Raw genomic sequence first — 21957 nt, 5'->3', positions numbered from 1 at the left:
CTATCGAGATTGTGATCCGTCACGCGGCGTCTCCTCTCGCGACATCCATGACGATTCTCGCCACTTCTGTGGCAGCAGAGCGATGCCCCGCGCCTGCCGCCTCCGCACTCATGCGCTGTAAACGCGCCGTGTCCTCGAGCAGCGGAATAATCGTATCGACGACGCGATCACGCGTCAGATCACGGTCTGCGATGATGATCCCGCCGCCGGCCGCGACCACCGGGCGGGCGTTGAGTTCCTGCTCCCCGTTGCCGTGCGGCAGCGGAACGTACACCGCGGGCAGTCCCACGGCGGACACCTCGGCCACCGTCATGGCGCCCGAACGGCACACCACTGCGTCCGCCGCAGCATACGCGAGATCCATACGGCTCAGATATGGCAGCGCGACGTAGGGCGGCCCGCCCGGGGACGCTGGAATCTCGATGGTGTTCTTCGGTCCGTGCGCGTGCAGCACGCCGATGCCTGCCGCCGCCAGTTCGGGAGCCGCCCCGGAAACCGCGTCGTTGAGCGTGCGCGCACCTTGCGAGCCGCCAAACACGAGCAGCGTCTTAGCCTGCGGATCGAGGCCGAAACTGTCGCGCGCGTGGTCACGCAGTGCTGCGCGGTCCAGGGTTGTGATCGCCGCGCGGACGGGGATTCCGACCTGTGTGCCGCCGCGCAAGCCGGACTCGGGGAACGCCGTCAGGACGCGGGCTGCACGCCGCGCTCCCACCTTGTTCGCGAGACCTGCGCTCGCGTTTGCTTCATGGACGACAATCGGTATTCGGCGGCGGCGCCGCAACAGCCCCGGTCCAGCCGCAAGGTAGGCGGGCAGCGAGACGTAACCGCCGAATCCCACGATGACGTCAGCTTCAACCTGGTCGAGGATCGCCCGGGTTTGCTTCACGGATTGCCGAACACGCGCGGGCAGTGCGAGCATCTGCCGCGATGGCTTGCGCGGCAGTGGCACGGGCGGTATCAGTTCGAGCGGATAGCCGCGTTCAGGGATAAGCGTGGTTTCCAAACCACGCTCCGTTCCCAGCGCCGTAATCCGAACGTCGGGATCGATATCACGCAGCGCGTCAGCGACAGCCATCGCCGGCTCGATATGGCCGGCCGTCCCGCCCCCGGCAAGTACCACCGAGACCGGGCCATGTCTGGACTCCGCCACTGCTCCGCACTCCCATCATTCGTTCTTCACCGGTCACGTCTACCGTCCCGGGACGCACCTGACCGCCCACTCAGCCCCGGATATCGTGACCGTGGACCGTATGCCGCTTGCGACGGCGAGGAAGCCCGACCACCAGAATAGGGCGGGCGCCCACCGGCGGGCTCGAATTCGTTCCTGGTTCCAGCGTCGCGTGGCCGCGGCCTCTCTCGATACGGCGATGCACTTCCCGCATTGCCCGAGTAGGCAGGTTCCCGCCGCGGGGCGGGCCGCGTCACCTTCACCGCCGTGTACTTCTCTGGGTCAGGCAGGCGCAAGAACCGTGCCAGCTTACTCTTCTTCGGTGCCGATCTGAGCGCGGCAATGGCTTCTGGCTCGTGCCGTGCAGCGCTCGCCATCAATCCGAACATGAACAGCGTCATCACCGCGGAAGTTCCGCCGGCGGAGAGCAGCGGCAACTGCAAACCGGTCACGGGGAGAAGGCCTACGACATAACCGAGGTTGATGAACGATTGGCCAATCACCCAAACGGTCGACGTCGCTACAAAGATTCGCAAGAAGGGGTCGACAGAACGGGTCGCGATCCGCAAGCCGGTGTAGGCGAAAAGCGCAAATACGCCCAGCACGGCGACACAGCCGAGGAAACCGAGCTCTTCACCGATGATCGCGAAAATGAAGTCGTTGTGCGCCTCTGGCAGGTACGCCCATTTGGCGCGGCTCTGGCCGAGACCCACACCCCAGAAACCACCGTCTGCAAGCGAGAACTTTGCTTGGCGCGCCTGGTAACTCGCCCCAAGAGGGTCCGAATCCGCATTCAGAAACGATTGAATTCGCTGGGAACGATAGCCCTCAGCGACCGCCATAACGAGTAGCAGCGCAATGACGGAACCTGCCCCGATGATAAAGAACCCGATAGGCAGACCCGCGAACCACAGCAGCGCGAAAACAACGAACAAAAGCACGATCATCGTGCTGTAGTCGGGTTGCATCGCGATCAGGTACGCCGCGATCAACGCGCCAGGTAAGAGCGGGATGAGCATGTCTCGCACACTCTTCGTCCGCACTGCGCGGTCTCCCAGCACAACTGCGCCCCATAGCGCCAGCGTGATTTTTGCCAGTTCAGACGGCTGGAAAGCGAACCCAGCGAATTGGAACCAGCTCCGGGCACCGTTAACCAAAACGCCGATTCCCGGAACAAGAACGAGCGCGAGCAGCACGAGCGTCAACAGGAAAGCGAGCAGAGCGAACCTGCGCAGCAAACGCACTGGTATACGCAGCGCAATGTAGAACATCACCCAGCCGGCGAGCACGAAAACCAGCTGGCGGAAGAACATCGAATACGCCGAGCCCGACCTGCCGATTTCGGAGACGCTCGATGCGGACAACACCATCACCAGACCGAGGATCGACAGCAGCGCCGCGATCGACAGAATCAAGTGAAAGGATGCAAGCGGTCGATTCAGCCATGCACCGAAGCGGGCGGCCGCCGCGGCGCGCCACCCTCCGAACCCGCTCGCCACGCGCGCCATCAGTCCGTGACACCCTTCGCGCCGCGCAACGGCGGACTGCCCAGCGCCGCCACCGCGTCTGTGAAGCTGCGGCCACGGTGCCCGTAGTCGGTGAACATGTCGAGTGAGGCCGCAGAGGGCGCGAGCAGCACCGTGTCGCCAGCATGCGCAAGCTGGGCCGCTACCGTCACCGCTGCTTTCATCACCGCGTCAGCTGTAGCTTTCCCGCCCTGGACTTGCTGGGACGAGGACGCGGCAAGGTGGGTGCCAGCGCGTCCGCTTTGAATCGTCGTCACTGTCACGCCACCATCGTCGCCCGCGAACACCTCGACAACCGGAACATCCGGGGCGTGTCGCTGTAATGTCTCCGCGATCACGCTGCGGTCCGCCCCGATCACCACGGCCGCGGCGAGCCGTTCCCTGGCGCCAAGCACCAGGTCATCAACTCGCGCACCTTTCAGCAACCCGCCCGCAATCCACACGACGCGTGGATATGTCGACAGCGAGGCCAGCGCGGCATGCGGGTTGGTGGCCTTCGAATCGTCCACGTACGCCACCCCCGCGAGCTCCGCTACGCGTGAATTCCGGTGCGGACCCGTTTCGTGTGTCCGCAGACCGTCCGCTACAGCCTCGCTGCTGACACCAATTCCGCGGGCCAGCGCCGCTGCTGCGAGCGCGTCAAGAAGCCCGGGCCGCCCGCCTGGACGCACTTCGTCTACGCGGGCCAGGCGCACGCCTGTGGTGTCTCCCGCACTGCTGAACGCGCGGTCGACGAGGTAGTCGCCCACGATGCCGAGTTCGTTCGGCTCCGGCGCTCCCAACCGGAACCCGATTGTCCGCGCTGCTCGTGATCTGGCACCGAGCTGAGACGTGACAGCGTCGTCTAACCCGAGAACACCCAACCGGCCGGTCAGCACCCTGAGTTTCGCTTCGACATACGCGTCCATGGAGCCATGCCAGTCGAGGTGATCTTCGGCGATATTGAGGATTACGCCAGCGTCTGGAGTAACTGACGGTGCCCAGTACAGCTGGAATGAGGACAGTTCCAGCGCGAGCACATCAATTCGCGGCCCGGGTGCTTCACCTGAGCCAGCCATCAGTGCGTCGAGGATCGGCCGTCCAATATTCCCGCACGCCGCGCTTGCCAGGCCTGCGGCCCGCAGAATCGAGTGCAGCATACTGGTGGTCGTGGTCTTCCCGTTGGTGCCGGTCACGGCTAGCCAGCGGCGTGGCGGCCCGAAGACGCCAGCCTGATCCAGGCGCCAGGCCAGTTCTACGTCGCCCCACACCGGTATGCCATATTTCGCGGCAGCGGTAAGCAGTGGCGCTTCGGGCCGCCAGCCAGGACTCGTGATGACCAGGCTCACTCCCTCGAACACCTGACTGCTCGGCACCGCAGCGGCCTCGGTATCGAGCAACAGACCTCGCGCCCCAAGCGTGATCGCTGGCCCCAGTGCGTGCTCGCGGGAGTCCGCGACGACCACCGACGCCCCGACCGCGAGGAGTGCGTGCACGGTCGCGAGACCTGAGACCCCAGCACCGGCGACAAGGACCGTTTTGCCCGCGAAGTCACTCGCCCCTGGGCCAGGTCCTGTCACGACGTTCCCCCAGCCGCGGCAAGCCACTCGCCGTAGAACAAGCCCACGCCGAGGGCGCAGGCGATCGCTGTGAGCAGCCAGAACCTGATGATCACCGTGGTTTCTGCCCAGCCGCCCAATTCGAAGTGGTGGTGGAACGGCGCCATGCGGAACACTCGTCGACCGGTCGTACGGAACACCGCGATTTGAATCACGACTGACAGGAACTCGGCGACGAAGATTGCGCCGACGACAACCATCAGCAGCGCGGTCTGCGTCGTCAGAGACACGCCCGCGATCAGGCCGCCGAGCGCGAGGGAGCCCGTGTCACCCATGAAGATCTTCGCGGGCGCCGCGTTCCACCACAGGAAACCGACGCACGCGCCCGCGGCCGCCGCGCACAGAATCGCAATATCCAGCGGGTCACGCACGTGGTAGCAGCCTGGTGCGAGCTCAACCTGGCACGAATTGCGGAACTGCCAGAACGTGATGATGACGTAAGCGCCGACGACAAGCCCGGTGGTGCCAGCGGCGAGGCCGTCAAGCCCATCGGTGAAGTTGACCGCGTTCGACCAGGCCGTGACCACCAAATACACAAAGATCATAAATACGATCACGCCCATTGAAATGGTCGTGATGTCCCGTACGTACGACAGGTGCGGACTGCCGGGGGTGATCCCCTCGGCGCTGCGGAATTGCAGCAGCAAACCACCGAAGACGAGCGCCGCGACAAGCTGACCAACCAGCTTCGACGTCTTGTTCAGACCCAGATTGCGCTGTTTGCGAATCTTAATGAAGTCGTCGAGGAAACCAACGATCGCAAGCATCGTGGTCAGACCTAGAACCAGCATGCCCGAGGCCGTCGGACCGTCGCCGTCGATACCCATCCCGACCAGGTGAGAACCCCAGTACCCGGCCCAGATACCAGCGAGGATCGCGACGCCGCCCATCGACGGCGTGCCGCGCTTCGACTGGTGTGATTGGGGGCCCTCAACTCGGATTTCCTGCCCGAAACCTTGCCGGGAGAAGACACGGATCAGCACGGGCGTGAGGAGAATCGTCACAGCCAGCGCGAAACCGCCGGCGATGAGGATCTGCGTCATCGGTTGCTCTCCGTCCTGGCTTCATTACCGGCGGTGTGGTCAGCAAGGAGTGCCTCAGCCACGGTCCAGAGCCCGATTGACTGCGAAGCCTTCACGAGGACCACATCGCCTGGCTGCACCTCAGCACAGACCTTCTCGATTGCGGCCTGAGCGTCCGGAACCAGTACGGACTCGTTGTCGAACGAGCCCTCCATCACCGCACCCTGGTGCATCGCGCGGGACGGCCGGCCGGTCCCAACCACGACGAGCCGCTCCACGAGAAGCCGGACAGCCTGACGCCCAATGCCATCGTGCTCGATGACGGTGTCGTCACCGAGTTCGGCCATCTCACCCAGCACAGCCCAGCACCGCCGCTTCGGGGTACCGGAGCGCGCCATCGTGACCAGCGCTTTCAGTGCGGCGCGCACAGAGTCAGGGTTTGCGTTGTACGAATCGTTGATGACCGTGACGCCGTCCGGCCGCGTAACGACCTCCATTCGGCGCCCGGACACCGCGCGCGCGCCACCTAACGCGGCGGCAACCTGGTCGAGCGTGGCTCCGCATTCGAGCGCGACTGCCGCCGCGGAGAGCGCGTTCGTAACCTGATGCTCTCCATGCACCGCGAGCATCACGTGAACCGACCCTTGGGGGGCTGCCAGGGTAAAACTAGCCCGCGCCTGATCATCCAGCCGAACGTCAACCGCCCTGATGGTGGCACTGGCGGATTGGCCGACGGACACTACCCGTGCCCGGGTCCGGGACCGCATTTCGGCAACGAGCGGATCATCGGCGTTAAGGATGGCTACTCCACCATCTTCGGCCGCTGGCAGCGCCTCGACCAGTTCGCCTTTGGTTTTGGCAATGACCTCGCGGCTGCCGAACTCCCCGAGATGCGCCGTACCTACGTTAAGGACGACACCAATTCGCGGCGGCGCAGTGTGCGCGAGCGCGGCGATGTGACCTGGACCGCGCGCTGACATTTCAAGCACAAGGAACCGGGTGTCTCTCCCGGCCCGCAGCGCGGTCCAGGGGTGCCCGATCTCGTTGTTGAACGACCCGGGCGGCGCGATCGTCGTGCCGAGGGGGCTCAGCACAGCCGCGAGCAAGTCCTTCGTCGACGTTTTGCCTGCGGAGCCGGTAACACCCACCACTGTGAGCCCATGCTGGCTGGTGAGGGCGCGGACGCTGGCACGAGCCAGTGCGGCCAGTGCCCCGAGCACGGCCGCGCCGGAGCCATCGTGGTCGTGTTCGAGCGCCATCGCGGTGCCCCGCCACCCTGAATCGGCCGCGGTGACACGCGGTACTACCACTGCGGGCACACCCACCGGCCGGGCTGCGAGGACCCCGGCGGCGCCCGCTGCCACTGCCCGCTCTGCAAAGTCGTGACCGTCGACATTCGCGCCGGGCAGCGCCAAGAACAAACCTGCTGGCGTCACCTTGCGGGAATCGAACTCCACGGTGCCACTGACTACGACGTTCTCATCAGGAACATCGTGCAACGTTCCCCCGGTGAGGTCGGCGATCTCACGCAATGTCATGGCGATCACTCAGCCACCTCGCTCCTCAGCGCAGCATCGATGGCGCCAGCAAGCACCAGCCGATCGTCGAAAGGATGCTTCACCCCGTTAATCTCCTGCCCTGTTTCGTGGCCTTTACCTGCCACGACAACCACATCGTCGCCCTCACCATGAGCGACGACCCATTCAACCGCGGCCCTGATCGCAGCGGCACGGTCCCCCACCTCGCGTACATCCGCCCGCTCTGCTTCTGGCACCGTACTCACACCCGCCAGCATCTCGGCGCGGATGACGCCCGGGTCCTCGTCGCGCGGGTTGTCATCCGTCACGATGAGCACATCACTCCCGCGTGCCGCGGCCGCTCCCATCGGCGCGCGCTTGCCCGCATCGCGGTTGCCGCCTGCCCCGATTACCAGGACGATACGGCCACTCGCCTGCGCGCGCAGCGTCGCTAGCACCGCCTCAACCGCACCGGGCTTGTGCGCGTAATCGACCACAGCCAGAAAGTCCTGCCCGCAGTCAACACGCTCAACACGCCCCGGCACCTGGACGTGCGCCAGCCCAGCCGCGGCTCGTTGCGTATCCACTCCCGCGGCGTCGAGCACAGCCAGCGCCACAAGAGCATTCGCAACGTTGTATCTCCCTGGGAGGCGAACCGTTACGTCAAAGTGATGGCCATCAACTCGTTCTGCGCAGAACTGCTGTTCACCAACGCCAGCCACGTGTGCTTTACGCGCGAGCCAACGCGCTGGATGCCCATCCGCCGATACCGTTACAACGTCTCCGGCCGCGCGGGCGGCCATCCGCTTGCCCCAGTCATCGTCGACACAAACGACTGCGTTGCGGCACCTCACCCGCGAGCTTGCGTCAAACAGGCGCGCTTTCGTGTCGAAGTAGTCCTCCATGTCCTGGTGAAAATCCAGGTGATCTTGTGACAGGTTCGTGAAGGCACCGATTTCGAAACGGCAGCCATCGACACGTCCCAAAGCGAGCGCGTGACTGGAAACCTCCATGACGACCGACTCGATGCCGCGTTCGGCCATTACGGCCAGCAGCGCCTGCAGTTGCGGTGCTTCTGGGGTGGTGAGCGCACTCGGAATTGGCTTGCCTTCGATCCGCGTCTCTACGGTCCCGATGAGGCCCGCTCGCCGCCCCGTGGCGACGAGACCGCCTTCGATCAAATATGCCGTTGTCGTCTTGCCTGAGGTTCCAGTGATCCCAATGAGCTGTAGCTTCGCGGATGGATTCCCATAGATCTGGGCGGCGATTTCCCCCAGCACCCGGCGTGGCTCCTCGTGCAGCAGCACAGGCACCGAAACATCGGGACCGATGTGGGTAAGCCCTGCGGTATCCGTGAGAACCGCCGCCGCACCGCGTTCGATCGCCGTGCTGACAAAAGCCGCTCCGTGCGCGCGTGTGCCTGGCAGCGCCGCGAACAAATCACCCGGAACAACATGCTGCGCTCGCAATTCGACCCCTGACACAGCAACGTCAGCGAGGGCGCTTTTCTCGACGGGACGTGCGCCAGACAGGCGTGCCAGCTCCTCGAGCTGTACCGGCGGCAAGCTCACTGGGCGCGGCGATGAAGACGCATCTGACCGCCGGTCGTCGGCGCTGCCATTCGGCACCAGCACACTCCTCTCCGCTTCACTGCACATCGTGGGACCTGCTGCGGCGCAGCATCGGCGCTGGCCATAAGGTTAGGGCGAACGTTACCGGCACGCCGCGGCGTTTACAGGCTCACGGCACAATACACGCGAATCTCGCGTTACGGGCGCCACAACGCGCGCGCTGTGCGCACCGTCATGGCGCACTTGTATCGAGCACGAGTTTGGGTGCCGCGCCGGACAGCGGAACGTTTTCGCGCTGAAGCAGCCACGAGGCAATCGTCTGGAACAGTGGCGCTGCCGACGTACCGCCGCCGCCGTCCACGCCGCGCACTGGAGCATCCAGCATGATCCCGATGACATAGCGGGGATCATCGGAGGGTGCGATACCCGCGAAGGTGATCCAATACGTGGAGTTCGAGTAGCAGCCGCAGTTCGGGTCCACCTGCTGTGCGGTTCCAGTCTTGCCGGAGACTTGGTAACCTTCAACCGCCGCTTGCGGGCCTGTGCCCTGCTGGTAGCCCATCGGATCACGCTGCACGACGCTGCGAAACATGTCTCGGACTACCCGTGCGGTTTCAGCACTAACTACCTCCACAGATTCCGGCGTTTCGGTTTCCGTGCGATTCCCAGCCGCGTCGACGGTCGCGCGGACAATCCGCGGCGGGACCCTGACGCCTTCGTTCGCGATCGCCTGATACATGCCGGTCATTTGCAGCAATGTCATGGACATGCCCTGACCGATCGGGATGTTCGCGAAGCTCGCGCCCCATTGGTCGAGTGGAGGGACCATTCCCCCGCTTTCACCTGGCAATTCGATCCCGGTGGGCAAGCCGATCCCGAAACGCCAGAGCATCTCAGCGAATCGCTCTTCCCCGATGCGCTGCGCGAGCAGCAGCGTTCCGACGTTCGACGATTTTCCGAAGATTCCCGTAGTTGTGTACGGCACTACACCGTGTTCCCACGCGTCACGCACGGTGACACCTGCCATGTCGATTCGACCGTCCACGTCGAGGACTTCGTCTGGTGTGGTGAGTCCATCCTCGATCGCTGCGGCAGCGGTGACCAGTTTCGCGACTGAGCCCGGTTCGAAGGGAGACGACACTGCGATATTTCCAAGTACCGAAACTTGGTTCTCGGGAGCGCCGAGGCCAAGCGCCGGGTTGAAGGTTCCATCGTTCGCCATAGCGAGGACCTCAGCGGTGTGAGCGTCGAGGACGACTGCGGATGCATTGCGCGCGCCCGACAGGTCTTTAGCCATCTGCACTTGCTGCTGAACGAAGAACTGCAAATCGGCATCTAAGGTCAGTTCTACGGTTGCACCATCAACCGCCGCATGGACGTCCCGGGTGCTGCCTGGAATAACTGCGCCGTCCTCGCTGCGGTCATACGTGCGTGAGCCGTTCTGTCCAGCAAGTTGGGCGTCCATGGCCTTCTCCAGCCCAAGCAGCCCGTGCCCATCCCAGCCAGTGGATCCAACGATGTTGGCAGCCAGTGCACCCCCTGGGTACTGGCGGATGTCCTGGCGTTCCGAGCCTACTTCGGGGAACTCCTCCTGGATCTGGGACGCGATCGCCGGATCCACGCCACGCGCCAGGTACGTGAATGTCTCGTCACTGAGAACCTGCCGCCGCAGCGTCCGCTCGGTCACTTGATCGTCAAGCGCATGCGCGACACCTCTTGCGATTTCACGAAGCCGCGCAACCGGTTCTTGGGCACGAGGGTCGCGTTCCGCCACCTCCTCCAATTGCTGCCTGACACGGCGCGGCTGGAACGTGAGAGCGCGCGCCTCCGTCGTAAACGCAATGACATTTCCGTTCCGGTCGACGATCGGGCCACGGGTAGCAGGATCGACTAACTCGACGGTGCGTTGCATCGCTGCCTCAGCTGAGAGCCGTGGCGCTGAAAATCCTTGCACATTCACGAGCTGGACCACGATGAGACCGATCGCGAGAAACATCGTAAACCCAGCCAAACGGAAACGGACAAGACCGCCGCCAGCCTTGCTGCCCTGCCTGCGTGACCGTGCGCGCGTCACGGCATTTCCAGGGTCGATTCAGCTGGCTCGTCTCCGCCGCCCACGGGCACCAGCGTTTCAGCGGGTTCGCCGTCGATGTCCAGGCGAGGTGTCATGCCCGGGCCAGGCAGCTCATCCACCGGGATCGGAACCGAGATCTCGAGTTCACGCTCAGCCGACCCAGCCAGCGGCGCTGAACTGTCACGTGACTGAGGCTGCACGTTGAACGGCGGCAATGGCGCGCCTTGGGCGACCCTCGGTTCGCCAATTACTTCCACGTGGCCACCAGCGTTCACTCGCAGGTAGGCCGGGGCAGGCGCTGGAATCATGCCCGCGTCGGACGCGAGGCGCGCCAATTCGGGCGCGGAGCGGCCGCGCTCGACGTCGCGCCGAAGGGCTTCGCGCTGCTCCGAAAGCTTCTTGTAGTCCATCTTCGCCTCAGTGATCTGGTATGCCTGTTGCGCTGCCTGCGTCGACAAGAGCAATGTCAGCGCCAGGCCGCCTACAAGCATCGCAATGATCAGGGCAACAAACGGGATACGACTCGCCCTATCGCGCATATCGAACCGCGCGCCGCTGCCCGAGGTACTGCCCCTCCGGGTCGAGCGCCGTGCGTATGCTCGCCGCGCGGCAGGTGACATACCGTGCGTGCCCGGCCGACCGCTCTTGCGCTTCTTGTCGTTACCGCGCCGGGTAGGGGTCAGCGTCGTCATTGCGATCTCCTTGCGATCCGCTCGGCAGCGCGTAGCCGTACCGGCGCTGAACGTGGGTTTTCTGCTGCTTCGTCCGCCGAGGCGCGTTCAGCCCCCCGAGTGAGCAGCGCGAATTCGGGGCCCATACCGGGCAGGTCAACCGGAAGGCCTTCGGGTGAACGCGACTTCACGCGGTGCGCGAGTTCGCGCTTGACGATCCGGTCCTCTAGTGACTGATAAGACATGAAGATGACGCGACCACCGAGTGAGAGGGCGTGGCACGCTGGTCCAATAACGTTCTCGAGCGCTTCCAGCTCGCCATTCACTTCGATGCGCAGCGCCTGGAAGGTACGCTTCGCAGGGTGTCCGCCCGTCCGCCTTGCAGCGGCCGGAATCGCCTCGTAGAGCAACTGGACAAGTTGACCGCTCGACACAAAAGGGGCTTTCGCGCGCTGACGCACGATCGCCGCGGCGATCTTGGCCGCGAACCGTTCCTCGCCGTACACACTGAGAATTCGGGAGAGCTCAGCTTTCGGGTACGTGTTGAGAACCTCCGCCGCGGTGACGTCAGCTGACGTGTCCATCCGCATATCCAGCGGCGCGTCAACGGAGTATGCGAACCCGCGATCGCGCTCGTCGAGCTGCATCGACGAAACACCAAGATCAAACAGTATGGCCTGTACCGACTCGGTGCTGGCCAGCCCTGCTGTCTCCAGTGCGACGGCAAGCCCATCGAAGCGCGTGTGCACGTAGGTAACCCGCTCCCCGAACCGGGCGAGCCGCTGGTGTGACAACTCAAGCGCGCGCTCGTCACGGTCGAGTCCGATCACCCGGAGGCCACTGAACTCTTCCAGGAAGCGCTCCGTATGCCCACCGAGGCCGAGTGTGGCGTCGACAAGCACCTTGCCAGCGCCGGTGGGATCGTCGCGCGTGAGGACCGGCGTGAACAACTCAACAGAACGCGCCGCCATTACGGGTACGTGTTTGGGCTGCCCCGCGGATGGACGCCCAGGCATCTCATCTGTCATGGCAGCTCCTAAAACACTCGTCACGGGCGGGCAGCCTCACCGAACGGGGCTCGATGCCCTTCGGGCTCTGCCCGGAGTGAGAACCTGGCGTTGGGGAAGTACGCCAGGGTCTCGGCCAGGCAGAGGCCGGATGGCACCTGCGCCGCGGCGGCTCGGCGGGATGCTAGATACTCGTCGGTTCGTGACATCTCAGAGAATCTCCCTGAGAACCTCGTCACGTGCTTGCGAATAGTCCTCCTCGTTCTCGGCGAGGTAGGAATCCCACGACGCCGAATCCCAGATTTCGAGGAAGTCGACGGAACCCACGACTACACAGTCTTTTGTGAGACTCGCCCACTTCCGGTGGGCTGAGGAGATCGTGATCCTTCCCTGAGCATCGACATGCTGCTCATCCGCACCGGCGGCAAGGCTTCGGATAAATGCCCGCGCCTGCGGGTCACTGCGTGAGATTGACGCCGCCTTGCGGGCGAGCTCCAAAAACTCGGTACGCGGGTAAACAGCCAGGCTGTGGTCCTGCCCTTTGACAACCATCACACCTCCCGCCAGTGACTCCCTGAACTTCGCCGGCAGGGTTAGCCGGCCCTTGTCGTCCAGCTTGGGCGTATAGGTGCCGAGGAACATCGGCTACCTCCTCACGCCCAAGAAACCGTGCAACGGAACGTGGGTACGTTCCACCGCGCACCACGTTACCCCACTTTCCCCCACCGGCAATCGATAACGGGCGTGTTGCATTGTGATCCTGCCGCATTTCCGCAGATACACGAGGTGGAGGAAGGTGGGGCCAAAAGCCGCGTTACGAAACCGTGAGTTGAATCGATATCTCTTCGCGATCGCCCCGATACCGGAAGCACCGGAAAAGCGCGAAGAAATACCGTGCCAGACCGGCCTATACCCCCTGCGCGTCCACGAAAACTGAACATCGCACGGCCGGGGCACTACGTGGTGGGGCGCAGTGGGGAATCACGGTGGGGCCAAGTGGGAAATTGGGGTGGGTACAGTCTCTTGCGAGATTTCGAACGGAGTGACGGTGGTTTCTGACGCGCCAGCGCCGATGACACCGTCCGTGGCTGCAAACACAATCGAGTAGTCTTCGGGCGCTGCCAGCGCCCCATTCCTTCACGATCAGCGATCACCCTGAGACGGGCGTCTACGGCGCCCAAGGCATCACAGCGAACTTGGGGCGGGCAGCCTGGGGCCCACGACCGACCGGTACCCAGAAAGCGTTAGGGCGTGACTCCTTGCGAAGTCACGCCCTAACGAGGTCAGTCTCTATTGCTCGAAGCGTCTGCGAAAACGCTCTTCCATCCGCTTCGAAAAGCTCTCGGATGAGCCTCGTTTACGCCCACTAGCCTGGGGCTTCCCTTTGCTGGGCGGACTATCTGAGGCCGCTTGTTCGTCATCGCCTTCCGCTGAACGACGACCACCAGCGAGACCCCACAGCCCAGCACCGAACATGACCAGGAAGCCAACGAGGCTGAGAATCGGGAAGTCACCGACTGTCAGCGGCAGCGCGACTCCAGCGATTAGCAGGACGAGACCCAGCAAAAAGAGCGCAGCTACTTGCAGCCGCCGACGCGGTGACGCTCCGCGTGTGCTCGCTGTGCGCACCTGCGATGCAAACTTCGGATCCTCGGCATAGAGCGCGCTCTCGATTTGTTCGAGCATGCGCTGCTCGTGCTCGGAGAGTGGCACGGTCCCTCCCCCGCACTTGGTGGTGGCCGCCACACCATACGGCGTGACGGGTTCCTGACTCTTGCAAGAACTTACCACTATGATAAGTGCACTTCTCGCGGCTTACCACACAGATCGCTGTGCGGTTTACCGCATCTTGCCATGGAAAGCTTTTCTTGGGGCCACCAGGGCCCCCCGCGAGTCGTCAGGCAGCTCCCGGCGCCCTAAATCCAGAGACCGCTTCGTGGACCGCATCGAGAAAATCCCCCGTCAAGCCAAAGAGGCGTTCCGCGTCTGCGTCGCTCACTGACCCGATGCCCGCTTCGAACGCGGCGCGCCGTCGCGAGTACTCAACGAACGCGGCACTCCATCGCGCCCACTCAGCGGAGACACCCTCGAGGAGCACCCAGGCATTTCGGGTGCGGCGCCCGCGCCGGCGCGGCTCCTCGTGCAACGCCAGGACGGTGGCAACCCCACGCAGCGCCGCAAGATAGGCTCCTCGAAACTTGTCGCCAGCCTCCTGCTCATAACCGGCATCCGCGTAGAGCCGATCCGCGCGTCGCAGGAGCTCCCGCGCACGCGCGCCCGCCACCCCTGGCCCAGAATGAGCCACGCAACCCAAGGGGATCATTTGAGAGCGCATCAGTACTCCTCAGAGACAAGAGCCGCCTCCGCGGCGGGGGCGTTCACAATTGATGTATCAGCTGGCTGGCCTGCATCGCTTCCCTCGAACAGGCCAGCCGCTGCATCGAACATCCGTTCGACGTATTCAATATAGCTATCCCCACCGACAATTTCTGCCGAGATCGATGAACGGACGCACACGAATGTGGCTGTCGATGTGATCAGTGTGATTGCCCTCTCGCCCGCCGACCTTCGGGAGCGAATGCACGAAGCGCTTTCGATATATGTCGCGGCCATGGGGTATGCCCCGTCGGTGGCTAAGCGCCGGGCTCCGATGTGGGCGGAACACGCATTGCGACAAGGGTGGCGTGGCGTCGGTGCGGTACTGCCGGAGCGAGCGGAACCGCCGAGTCGCGCGGAGACGTCGCAGCTTGCGCCAGTGCTGGGCGCGCACCTCGCCCCGCTCGTGGGCGTTGCCTACGGGTATTCAGGCGCCCCCGAGCAATGGTGGTACAAGCAAGTGCATGCCGGGCTGGAGGCACATCACGGGCCAATGGGCGCGGACCATATCCTCGAAGACTACTTCGAGCTCACCGAACTTCATGTTCACCCTGAAGCGCAAGGACAGGGCGTGGGAAACGCGCTCATCGGAGCGCTGCTCGATGCCCGTCCCGAAAGTTCCGTGCTGTTGTCCACCCCGGAGATTGCGGAGGAAGACAACCGTGCCTGGCGCCTCTACCGTAGGCTCGGGTTCGCTGACGTCCTGCGCGACTTCCATTTCGACGGGGATCCGAGGCCCTTCGCGGTGCTGGGACGGGAGCTGCCGCTCTAACCGCTAGGCTCGGCAGGCGTGGCAGATGCTCTTATTGTCGGGTCCGGGCACAACGCCCTCGTCGCGGCCTGCTATTTGGCTCGGGCCGGCTGGGGTGTACACGTTGTGGAGCGCGATTCAGTCATTGGAGGCGCTGTCTCCACAGTCGAGCGGTTCCCTGGCCATCGGGTGGACCGCGGCTCGTCGGCCCATCTGATGATCCGGCACAGTGGCATCGTCGAAGAACTCGATCTTGCGGCCTATGGATTGCGGTACGTCGACTGCGATCCGTGGGCCTTTGCTCCTGCCGAACCCAGTTCCGGTGCGCGAGCGATCACGTTCTGGAGAGACCTAGACCGGACGTGCGAGTCGATAGCACGGGCATGCTCGCTGCGCGATGCTGAGTCGTACCGAAAGTTTGCCGCCGTTTGGAGCGCGCGCAGCAAGCGCGTCATGCGGGCTTTTGGCGCGCCGCCGGTACCCGCCCATCTTCTGCGATCCTTCTGGGGCCTCGACACGCACGGCGATCCTGCGTTGTTATCGCGCGAGTTTCTCGCATCTGGTGACGCACTCCTGGACGAGTACTTCGCGGACGAACGGCTCAAAGCAGCCCTTGCCTGGTTCGGCGCGCAATCTGGTCCCCCGATGTCGGAGCCAGGGACCGCGCCGATGGTCGGATTCGCGGCGCTGATGCACACCTTGCCTCCGGGCCGGGCAATCGGCGGCAGCGGAGCGCTCACCAGCGCACTTGCCCACCGCCTTATCACCGATGGGGGGACTATCACCACCGGGGACGCTGTGACGTCGCTGGCGCCGCATGGCGCGTTGTGGACGGCGACGACCGAGTCGGGCGCGAAGTTTACAGCGCCTGTGGTGATTGCCGGATGTCATATTCTGACGACTCTCGACTTGCTCGGTAACGGCGGCTACGATGCCCAGCGGATCGAGCGGTGGCGGCGGCGCATCCGAGTTGGACCAGGTATCGGCATGGCTGTTCGGGTGCGTACGCGGGCGCTGCCGCATTATCCGACTGCTAGTGAATCCGACGAGGTGATCGGTGCATCCCTGCAGTTGCTGGCCACCGATCGCGCCCAGCTTCGGACCGCACATGCCGCCGCCCTCGCCGGGACGCTGCCACCCCGGCCGGTGGGCCTGGCGATGAGTTTCAGTGCAATCGACCCATCGATAGCACCTTCCGGGGAACACCAATTGACATTGTGGTCCCAGTGGCACCCGTTCCGCGCCAAAGAAGGCAGTTGGGCAGACCTAGGCGCAGCGGAGGCAGATCGTGTACAGAGCGAACTCGAGTGTTTCGCGCCAGGGTTCCGCGATTCAATTCTTGACAGGCACGTACAGACGCCTGCTGACTTAGCTACAGAGCTCGGGCTCATCGGCGGAAACGTGATGCACGTCGAGATGGGACTCGATCAGATGATGCTGTGGCGGCCCGTGCCGGCCCTCGCCGGACAGAAAGTGCCGGGCGCGCCAGGGGTGTATCTCACTGGCGCGTCGACCCATCCTGGCGGTGGCGTGTCAGGGTTCAGCGGACGCAGCGCGGCCCGCCTTGCTATGCGGGACGCGAGGTTCGGCGGCGCCGGAAGAAGGGTGACGCGGCGGTCATGGCCACGCTGAGATCTGTCGGCTCGCTCAGGGCAGCGGCAGTCGCATTCGCAGCGGCAGCGATTGTCGCCCAGATCCTCTTCCCGCTGGCACGAGGCGCCGTGCTTGACGCTGTCACGGCTGCTGTTGTGATCCTCCTCGCTGCCAGCGCGCTCGCGCATTCGCTCAGCACCCGCGGCGTCCGCTTCACGGCGGCACTCGCTGGCGCAGCAATCGGCGGCGGATTCGCAGCCGAGGCAGCCGGGGTGGCCACGGGGTTTCCTTTTGGCTGTTACACCTATGCCCTGGACCGGCTCGGCCCGAGTATCGCCGAGGTGCCGCTCGTCGTTCCGCTCGCCTGGGCGGCAGGCAGCTACCCCGTGTGGTGTGCGGTATCGGCGATCACCTCACGCTGGACAGGTTGGCACCGGAGCCTCATCCGCGTTCCACTAGTGACTGTCACCATCACCGCATGGGATCTGTACCTCGATCCGCAAATGGTCACCATGGGCTACTGGACGTGGTGCCCAGCGGACCTCACCCTTCCCGGAGTCGGCCAAATACCACTGACCAACTTCGCAGGCTGGCTGCTCGTATCGTTCGCTATCGCGGTTGCGCTCGAATCGGCGGAGCGCAGCGGCCGTTTCAGCCACAAGGTTGACATGGCAGAACGCTGGTTGCAGGCGCGCAGCGACGCTGTTCCGTTAGTGCTGTTCGGATGGACCTGGCTGGGCTCGGCGCTTGCGCACGCCGTATTCCTCAATATTCGTTACCCTGAAGCCGGACTGCAGTACTCGGCAGCCTTCGGACTATTGGGAATGGCGATCACTGGCGTCCCTCTAGCTTTCTGGCTGTGGAACTCACGGCGTTCACAGCGTTCCCAACCAACTTCGACTCGCCCTCCGGCAGGTCAGCACACGACTTCCAGCGAAGAACTGGCACGATAGCGGGGTGCCGTTGCGAAACAAGATGCGATCAACCAGGTTGAGGCGGATGGCTCCGGTGAGCCTCGTGCTCGCCGCAATGCTCCTTCTCACGACCGGATGCCTTTATACCGACGCGAACATTCGCGTCACCGAGGATGACCGTGTCTCTGGGCGCGTGATCGTGGGCCAGCAACCGGAAGAAGAGAATGATCAGGGGCCGCAATTGCGCGTACCGGATTCCCTCCTTGGGCGGGCCCGGGTACAGCGCTGGGCAGATGAAGGCTACGTTGGCAGCGAGTTGCTCTTCAACGACCTCAGCTTCACTGACTTTCGACAGTTGACGCAATTCGCTACCGACGCGCCGGGAAGCTTCGATCTCCGCTTCAGCCGCGCGGGCGACATCGTGTCGCTCTCTGGCCGTGCTGACCTGCGCAACGTTCCCGATGGCTCTACCGTCACACTTGCAGTGAGCTTCCCTTCCGCAATCACAAGCACAAATGGTGAGTTGACAACCAACCGCTCGGTCACCTGGACACCGTCGCCTGGCGACTTGACGTCGATCAGAGCCGAAACGTCGTTTACCGACCCGAATACCCGCAGCTTTGCTGGATGGACCGGATTGATGATCGCCATGAGTGTGGCTGCCGCGGTCATCGTCGGCGCTCTGGCGTGGTTCAACCGAGACCGCTCCCCCAAGCCGCGTGACCTCGTGCACTGACGTGGCTCGTCGGAGCCCGTTGTGCGCTGCAGTCACGTTCGGAGCAACCCTGGCTGGAGCTGGGGCCGCGTTCGCCTTGCTTAACGCAGCAACTACACCCCGCCTGCGGACGGTGGCACCGCCGCGCCAAGTAGCAGCAAGTATCGCGGTATGTATACCTGCTCGCAATGAGGAAGGTACGCTTCCGAGGCTGATTGCCGACCTGCGAGTTCAGCGAGGCGTGTCAGACATGCGCGTCTACGTGCTCGACGACGCGTCGACCGACGAGACTGCTGTCGCGGCCCGGACCGCGATTGCGGGTGACTCTCGCTTCACTTTGCGGAGTTGGCGCGCCGAACCACCGCCTGGATGGCTAGGTAAGCAGGCCGCGTGCCACGAACTCAGCCGCACTGCGCTCGCGGCGGGAGCGGACGTCCTCGTGTTCGTTGACGCCGACGTCCGCCTAGGCCCAGGCGCCATCGCCGCGGCATGCTCAGCTCTCGAACGGTCGGACGCGGGCGCAGTGGCGGTGTGGCCATCACAAACCGCCGGTTCTTGTGCGGAGCTCCTCACGCAGCCACTGCTTGCGTGGTCGTGGATGACAACGCTTCCGGTTGCGGTCAGCAACCGGAGTCTTAAGCCGTCTTTGGCCGTGGGATGCGGCCAGTTCCTAGTTTTCACTGCCCGCGCCTACGACGAAGCTGGTGGCCACGCCGCGGTAGCGAATAGTCTGACCGAGGACCTTGCGATCACCCGCAACGTGCGCCGCAGCGGTAACCGCACCCGCCTCGTCAGCGGGGCCGGGCACTGCGAGTGCCGGATGTACACCTCGACTGAGGCTATATTGTCCGGATATGGGCGCTGGCTCGGCAGCGCCTTCGGTGGGCGAGCAGGGGCCGCGGCGCTCTCTCTGGCACTGCTCTTTGCTTACGTGATCCCGCCGCTTGCGGCGATCTTCGGCTCGGGGCGAATTCGCCGCGCTGGCGTCGCCGGATACTGCGCCGCCGTCGTGAGCAGGGCAGCGACGGCGCTGACTGAACACCCCGGGCGTGCACGCTACTCACCCACTCATCGCTGGAGTTACGTCGCAGCAGCGCTGCTTCACCCCTGCGCGGTCCTTGCGTTTCTCGGCCTGCTCGGCACGTCAGTGCGGCGCCTCAGCACCGGGACAGCGCAGTGGAAAGGACGCGCGGTGCGGTGACCGCGCGCTAAGCCGCGACGGGCGTGAGACCGAGGTTCGAAAGGACCTCTTGTGTCGCCCGCGCGAAGTTCAGCGTGCAGAAATGCAGGCACGGTGCACCCTCTGCGATCAGACGCTCGCTCATCCTCGTAGCGAGCTCGATGCCGACCTTACGAACTTCGGCCCGGTCCTCTTGGTTGCCTGAACCGGCCGCGCGCGTAAGCCGTTCCTCGAGGTGCGCGGGAATCTGTGACCCGGATAGCTCGACGATCTTGCGCACCTGCCGCAGCGAAGTGATGGGAAGAATGCCCGGGATGATGGGCTTGCTGCCTTGCTCCGGATCAGCCGCCGCTACCCTGTCCCGCAGCCGCAGATAATCCTCCACCTCGAAGAACATTTGTGTGATGGAGTATTCCGCTCCGGACCGGAGCTTGCTCACCAGGCAATGCGTGTCGCGTTCCAGGCTTTCAGCCCGGTAGTGGCCCTCAGGGAATGAGGCAACCCCGACGTGGAAGTCACCGAGCTCGCGGATCAAACGCACGAGCTCGTCGGCATATTCGACGCCTTCAGGATGCTTCACCCAGTCGCCAAGCGGGTTGCCCGGCGGGTCTCCGCGCAGCGCGAGAAGGTTGACGATCCCCCGATCGGCGTATGAACCAACTAGGCCACGGAGCTCACTAATGCTGTGATCAACCGCGGTGAGATGCGCGACAGGCAAGAGCGTAGTCTGCTCGGCGATCTGACCCGCGATACGGACTGTGCGGTCGCGCGTCGAGCCGCCCGCTCCATACGTCAGCGACACGAAAGCCGGGTGCATCTGCTCGAACGTTCGCACCGCACGCCAGAGTCGCTGCTCTTCTTGTTCGCTTCGCGGCGGATAGAATTCGACGGAGAACGGCGTCGAACGGGCGTCCGAAGTGATGCGCTCCACGATCGACGGCGTTCGGCTGGGGTTCGTTCCGCGTGCACCTGCCTGACTTGTCACCTAAGCAAGCATACGGACTCTCGCCGCCCACCTCTTCCACCATCCGGACTGCACACGCCGGCCTGCGGGATTCGGCAGGCATTCGCGGCGCCCGATAACCTGGTGCTGCACGATGCCTGGAATCTTCTCACCCCGGGCATGGTGGGTCCACCGCAGCACCGACGACAGGAGCGAGCGCTGAGCGCGCAAGGAATGCCTCCGCACATTCTCGCGGATCCGCGGGATCTTCGTGACGCTGTTGCCCGCAGCCTGCACGACTTTTTCAACAGGCAGTCTGGGCTGGTAGACGCGGTTGGACCAGAGTTTCGCAACGCGGTGAACCGCCTGGAAGAATTCGTTCTCCGCGGCGGCAAACGGGTTCGCCCCACATTCGCGTGGATCGGCTGGATCGGCGCGGGTGGTGATCCGCACAGCGCCGAAGCGCCCGGCGTCCTCACCGCGTGCGCATCACTCGAGCTGATTCAGGCATGTGCGCTAATTCACGACGACATCATCGATAAGTCTCTTACCCGTCGTGGTTACCCCACCGCCCACGTCGAATTCGCGCGTGATCATCGTGACGCTGGCTGGGCCGGCAATGCCGAGGAGTTCGGGACAGCGGCGAGTATCCTGGTTGGCGACCTCGCCCTCGCATGGGCCGACGACATGTTCCATGGCGCAGAACTCGATGCCCCTGCTCACCGTCGGGCGCTGCCCGTCTGGTCAGCGATGCGCACTGAGGTGCTCGGTGGTCAACTTCTCGATATCGTCGTGGAGTCGTCCGGTGACGGCAGTATCGAATCGGCGCTGAAGATAAACCGCTTCAAGACTGCCGCCTACACAGTGGAACGGCCGCTGCACCTCGGCGCCGCAATCGCTGGTGCCGATGCGAGCGTTGTCCACGCCTACCGGAGTTTCGGCGCCGACATCGGGATCGCGTTCCAATTGCGAGACGATGTACTCGGCGTGTTCGGTGATCCGTCGGTGACGGGCAAACCTTCCGGGGACGACTTACGGTCTGGGAAGCGCACTGCACTACTCGCCTACGCCCTCGAAGCTGCAGATATGAACCACCCGCAAGCGGCGGCGACCCTGCGAGGAGCTGTCGGTTCCGCACTCAGCGACACAGATGTGAACGAACTGCGGATGCTGATCGCCGAACTCGGTGCGGTAGACCGGATCGAGCACGAGATTTCGGCGCTGACCGAAAACGCTCTCGCGGCGCTGCGTGCGAGTGGGGTGCGGCAACATGCAACCGAGGCGCTCCACGAGATGGCTCTGACCGTAACGCGACGCACCTACTGAGCAGT

General features: G+C 64.1%; 20 protein-coding genes. 6 read left to right on the top strand and 14 right to left on the bottom strand.

Annotation, left to right across the window (positions count from 1 at the left end; genetic code table 11):
* Positions 1-19: 19 nt before the first annotated feature.
* From murG to ONR57_RS19105, 13 genes are all read right to left on the bottom strand, one after another.
* Positions 20-1150, bottom strand: a complete 1131-nt coding sequence (gene murG, locus ONR57_RS19165) for an undecaprenyldiphospho-muramoylpentapeptide beta-N-acetylglucosaminyltransferase (protein WP_265125174.1) — start codon at positions 1148-1150, stop codon at positions 20-22.
* 26 nt (positions 1151-1176) lie between these two features.
* The gene (gene ftsW, locus ONR57_RS19160) at positions 1177-2676 is read right to left on the bottom strand and encodes a putative lipid II flippase FtsW (protein ID WP_265125172.1); all 1500 of its coding nucleotides are present in this window, start codon (positions 2674-2676) and stop codon (positions 1177-1179) included.
* The gene (murD, locus tag ONR57_RS19155) at positions 2676-4253 is read right to left on the bottom strand and encodes a UDP-N-acetylmuramoyl-L-alanine--D-glutamate ligase (RefSeq protein ID WP_265125170.1); all 1578 of its coding nucleotides are present in this window, start codon (positions 4251-4253) and stop codon (positions 2676-2678) included. Before murD ends, ftsW begins: the two co-directional genes overlap by 1 nt.
* Positions 4250-5335, bottom strand: a complete 1086-nt coding sequence (mraY, locus tag ONR57_RS19150; protein WP_265125168.1) for a phospho-N-acetylmuramoyl-pentapeptide-transferase — start codon at positions 5333-5335, stop codon at positions 4250-4252. The genes murD and mraY overlap by 4 nt, the downstream gene beginning before the upstream one ends.
* Positions 5332-6861 carry a UDP-N-acetylmuramoyl-tripeptide--D-alanyl-D-alanine ligase gene (gene murF, locus ONR57_RS19145; RefSeq protein WP_265125166.1) on the bottom strand — a complete coding sequence of 510 codons (1530 nt, stop codon included), beginning with the start codon at positions 6859-6861 and terminating at the stop codon, positions 5332-5334. The genes mraY and murF overlap by 4 nt, the downstream gene beginning before the upstream one ends.
* Positions 6858-8459 (bottom strand): UDP-N-acetylmuramoyl-L-alanyl-D-glutamate--2,6-diaminopimelate ligase, encoded by a 1602-nt coding sequence (locus tag ONR57_RS19140; RefSeq protein ID WP_374116490.1) that lies wholly within the window; start codon positions 8457-8459, stop codon positions 6858-6860. The genes murF and ONR57_RS19140 overlap by 4 nt, the downstream gene beginning before the upstream one ends.
* Positions 8460-8634: 175 nt before the next feature.
* Entirely contained in the window at positions 8635-10398 is a 1764-nt protein-coding gene (locus ONR57_RS19135; RefSeq protein ID WP_279348006.1) for a penicillin-binding protein 2, read from the bottom strand.
* A gap of 74 nt (positions 10399-10472) precedes the next feature.
* Positions 10473-11168, bottom strand: coding sequence for a hypothetical protein (locus ONR57_RS19130; RefSeq protein ID WP_265125164.1), 696 nt, complete (start codon positions 11166-11168; stop codon positions 10473-10475).
* Positions 11165-12175: a 16S rRNA (cytosine(1402)-N(4))-methyltransferase RsmH gene (rsmH, locus tag ONR57_RS19125; protein ID WP_265125162.1), complete on the bottom strand. Its 1011-nt coding sequence runs from the start codon at positions 12173-12175 to the stop codon at positions 11165-11167. Before rsmH ends, ONR57_RS19130 begins: the two co-directional genes overlap by 4 nt.
* Positions 12176-12195: 20 nt before the next feature.
* Entirely contained in the window at positions 12196-12363 is a 168-nt protein-coding gene (locus ONR57_RS19120) for a hypothetical protein (protein WP_265125160.1), read from the bottom strand.
* Between the two features lies 1 nt (position 12364).
* Positions 12365-12796 (bottom strand): division/cell wall cluster transcriptional repressor MraZ, encoded by a 432-nt coding sequence (gene mraZ / locus ONR57_RS19115; RefSeq protein ID WP_265125158.1) that lies wholly within the window; start codon positions 12794-12796, stop codon positions 12365-12367.
* A gap of 648 nt (positions 12797-13444) precedes the next feature.
* The gene (locus tag ONR57_RS19110; RefSeq protein WP_265125156.1) at positions 13445-13867 is read right to left on the bottom strand and encodes a DUF3040 domain-containing protein; all 423 of its coding nucleotides are present in this window, start codon (positions 13865-13867) and stop codon (positions 13445-13447) included.
* 184 nt (positions 13868-14051) lie between these two features.
* Positions 14052-14489, bottom strand: coding sequence for an SAV_6107 family HEPN domain-containing protein (locus tag ONR57_RS19105; protein ID WP_265125154.1), 438 nt, complete (start codon positions 14487-14489; stop codon positions 14052-14054).
* A gap of 243 nt (positions 14490-14732) precedes the next feature.
* On the opposite strand from ONR57_RS19105, the gene ONR57_RS19100 reads away from it, so the two are divergent.
* The 5 genes from ONR57_RS19100 to ONR57_RS19080 are packed head-to-tail and all read left to right on the top strand — an operon-like array spanning position 14733 to position 19704.
* Positions 14733-15302, top strand: a complete 570-nt coding sequence (locus ONR57_RS19100) for an N-acetyltransferase (protein ID WP_265125507.1) — start codon at positions 14733-14735, stop codon at positions 15300-15302.
* A gap of 18 nt (positions 15303-15320) precedes the next feature.
* On the top strand, positions 15321-16913 hold the full coding sequence (locus ONR57_RS19095; protein ID WP_265125152.1) for an NAD(P)/FAD-dependent oxidoreductase: 1593 nt from the start codon (positions 15321-15323) through the stop codon (positions 16911-16913).
* The gene (locus ONR57_RS19090; protein WP_265125150.1) at positions 16901-17827 is read left to right on the top strand and encodes a carotenoid biosynthesis protein; all 927 of its coding nucleotides are present in this window, start codon (positions 16901-16903) and stop codon (positions 17825-17827) included. The genes ONR57_RS19095 and ONR57_RS19090 overlap by 13 nt, the downstream gene beginning before the upstream one ends.
* A 46-nt stretch (positions 17828-17873) precedes the next feature.
* Entirely contained in the window at positions 17874-18524 is a 651-nt protein-coding gene (locus tag ONR57_RS19085) for a DUF3153 domain-containing protein (protein WP_265125148.1), read from the top strand.
* Positions 18508-19704: a glycosyltransferase family 2 protein gene (locus ONR57_RS19080; protein WP_308198716.1), complete on the top strand. Its 1197-nt coding sequence runs from the start codon at positions 18508-18510 to the stop codon at positions 19702-19704. Before ONR57_RS19085 ends, ONR57_RS19080 begins: the two co-directional genes overlap by 17 nt.
* Before the next feature lie 7 nt (positions 19705-19711).
* Here ONR57_RS19080 and metF read toward each other — a convergent pair whose 3' ends face one another.
* Entirely contained in the window at positions 19712-20668 is a 957-nt protein-coding gene (metF, locus tag ONR57_RS19075) for a methylenetetrahydrofolate reductase [NAD(P)H] (RefSeq protein WP_265125144.1), read from the bottom strand.
* 192 nt (positions 20669-20860) lie between these two features.
* Between metF and ONR57_RS19070 the strand changes: the two genes are divergently transcribed.
* A complete protein-coding gene (locus tag ONR57_RS19070; protein WP_265125506.1) occupies positions 20861-21952 on the top strand; it encodes a polyprenyl synthetase family protein in 1092 nt (363 codons plus the stop codon).
* The last annotated feature ends 5 nt before the right edge of the window (positions 21953-21957 follow it).

It is taken from the genome of Hoyosella sp. YIM 151337 (genome assembly GCF_026041215.1).
Taxonomy (GTDB): Bacteria; Actinomycetota; Actinomycetes; order Mycobacteriales; family Mycobacteriaceae; genus Hoyosella.
Note: the sequence above shows the minus strand (reverse complement) of the source record. Positions and strands in the feature narration are given on the sequence as shown.

Coding starts and splice junctions, on each gene's coding strand:
- ftsW (WP_265125172.1), bottom strand. CDS start 2,676: ATGGCGCGCGTGGCGAGCGGGTTCGGAGGGTGGCGCGCCGCGGCGGCC.
- mraY (WP_265125168.1), bottom strand. CDS start 5,335: ATGACGCAGATCCTCATCGCCGGCGGTTTCGCGCTGGCTGTGACGATT.
- ONR57_RS19135 (WP_279348006.1), bottom strand. CDS start 10,398: ATGTTTCTCGCGATCGGTCTCATCGTGGTCCAGCTCGTGAATGTGCAA.
- ONR57_RS19130 (WP_265125164.1), bottom strand. CDS start 11,168: ATGACGACGCTGACCCCTACCCGGCGCGGTAACGACAAGAAGCGCAAG.
- rsmH (WP_265125162.1), bottom strand. CDS start 12,175: ATGACAGATGAGATGCCTGGGCGTCCATCCGCGGGGCAGCCCAAACAC.
- ONR57_RS19120 (WP_265125160.1), bottom strand. CDS start 12,363: ATGTCACGAACCGACGAGTATCTAGCATCCCGCCGAGCCGCCGCGGCG.
- mraZ (WP_265125158.1), bottom strand. CDS start 12,796: ATGTTCCTCGGCACCTATACGCCCAAGCTGGACGACAAGGGCCGGCTA.
- ONR57_RS19105 (WP_265125154.1), bottom strand. CDS start 14,489: ATGCGCTCTCAAATGATCCCCTTGGGTTGCGTGGCTCATTCTGGGCCA.
- ONR57_RS19100 (WP_265125507.1), top strand. CDS start 14,733: ATGCACGAAGCGCTTTCGATATATGTCGCGGCCATGGGGTATGCCCCG.
- ONR57_RS19090 (WP_265125150.1), top strand. CDS start 16,901: ATGGCCACGCTGAGATCTGTCGGCTCGCTCAGGGCAGCGGCAGTCGCA.
- ONR57_RS19085 (WP_265125148.1), top strand. CDS start 17,874: ATGGCTCCGGTGAGCCTCGTGCTCGCCGCAATGCTCCTTCTCACGACC.
- ONR57_RS19070 (WP_265125506.1), top strand. CDS start 20,861: ATGCCTCCGCACATTCTCGCGGATCCGCGGGATCTTCGTGACGCTGTT.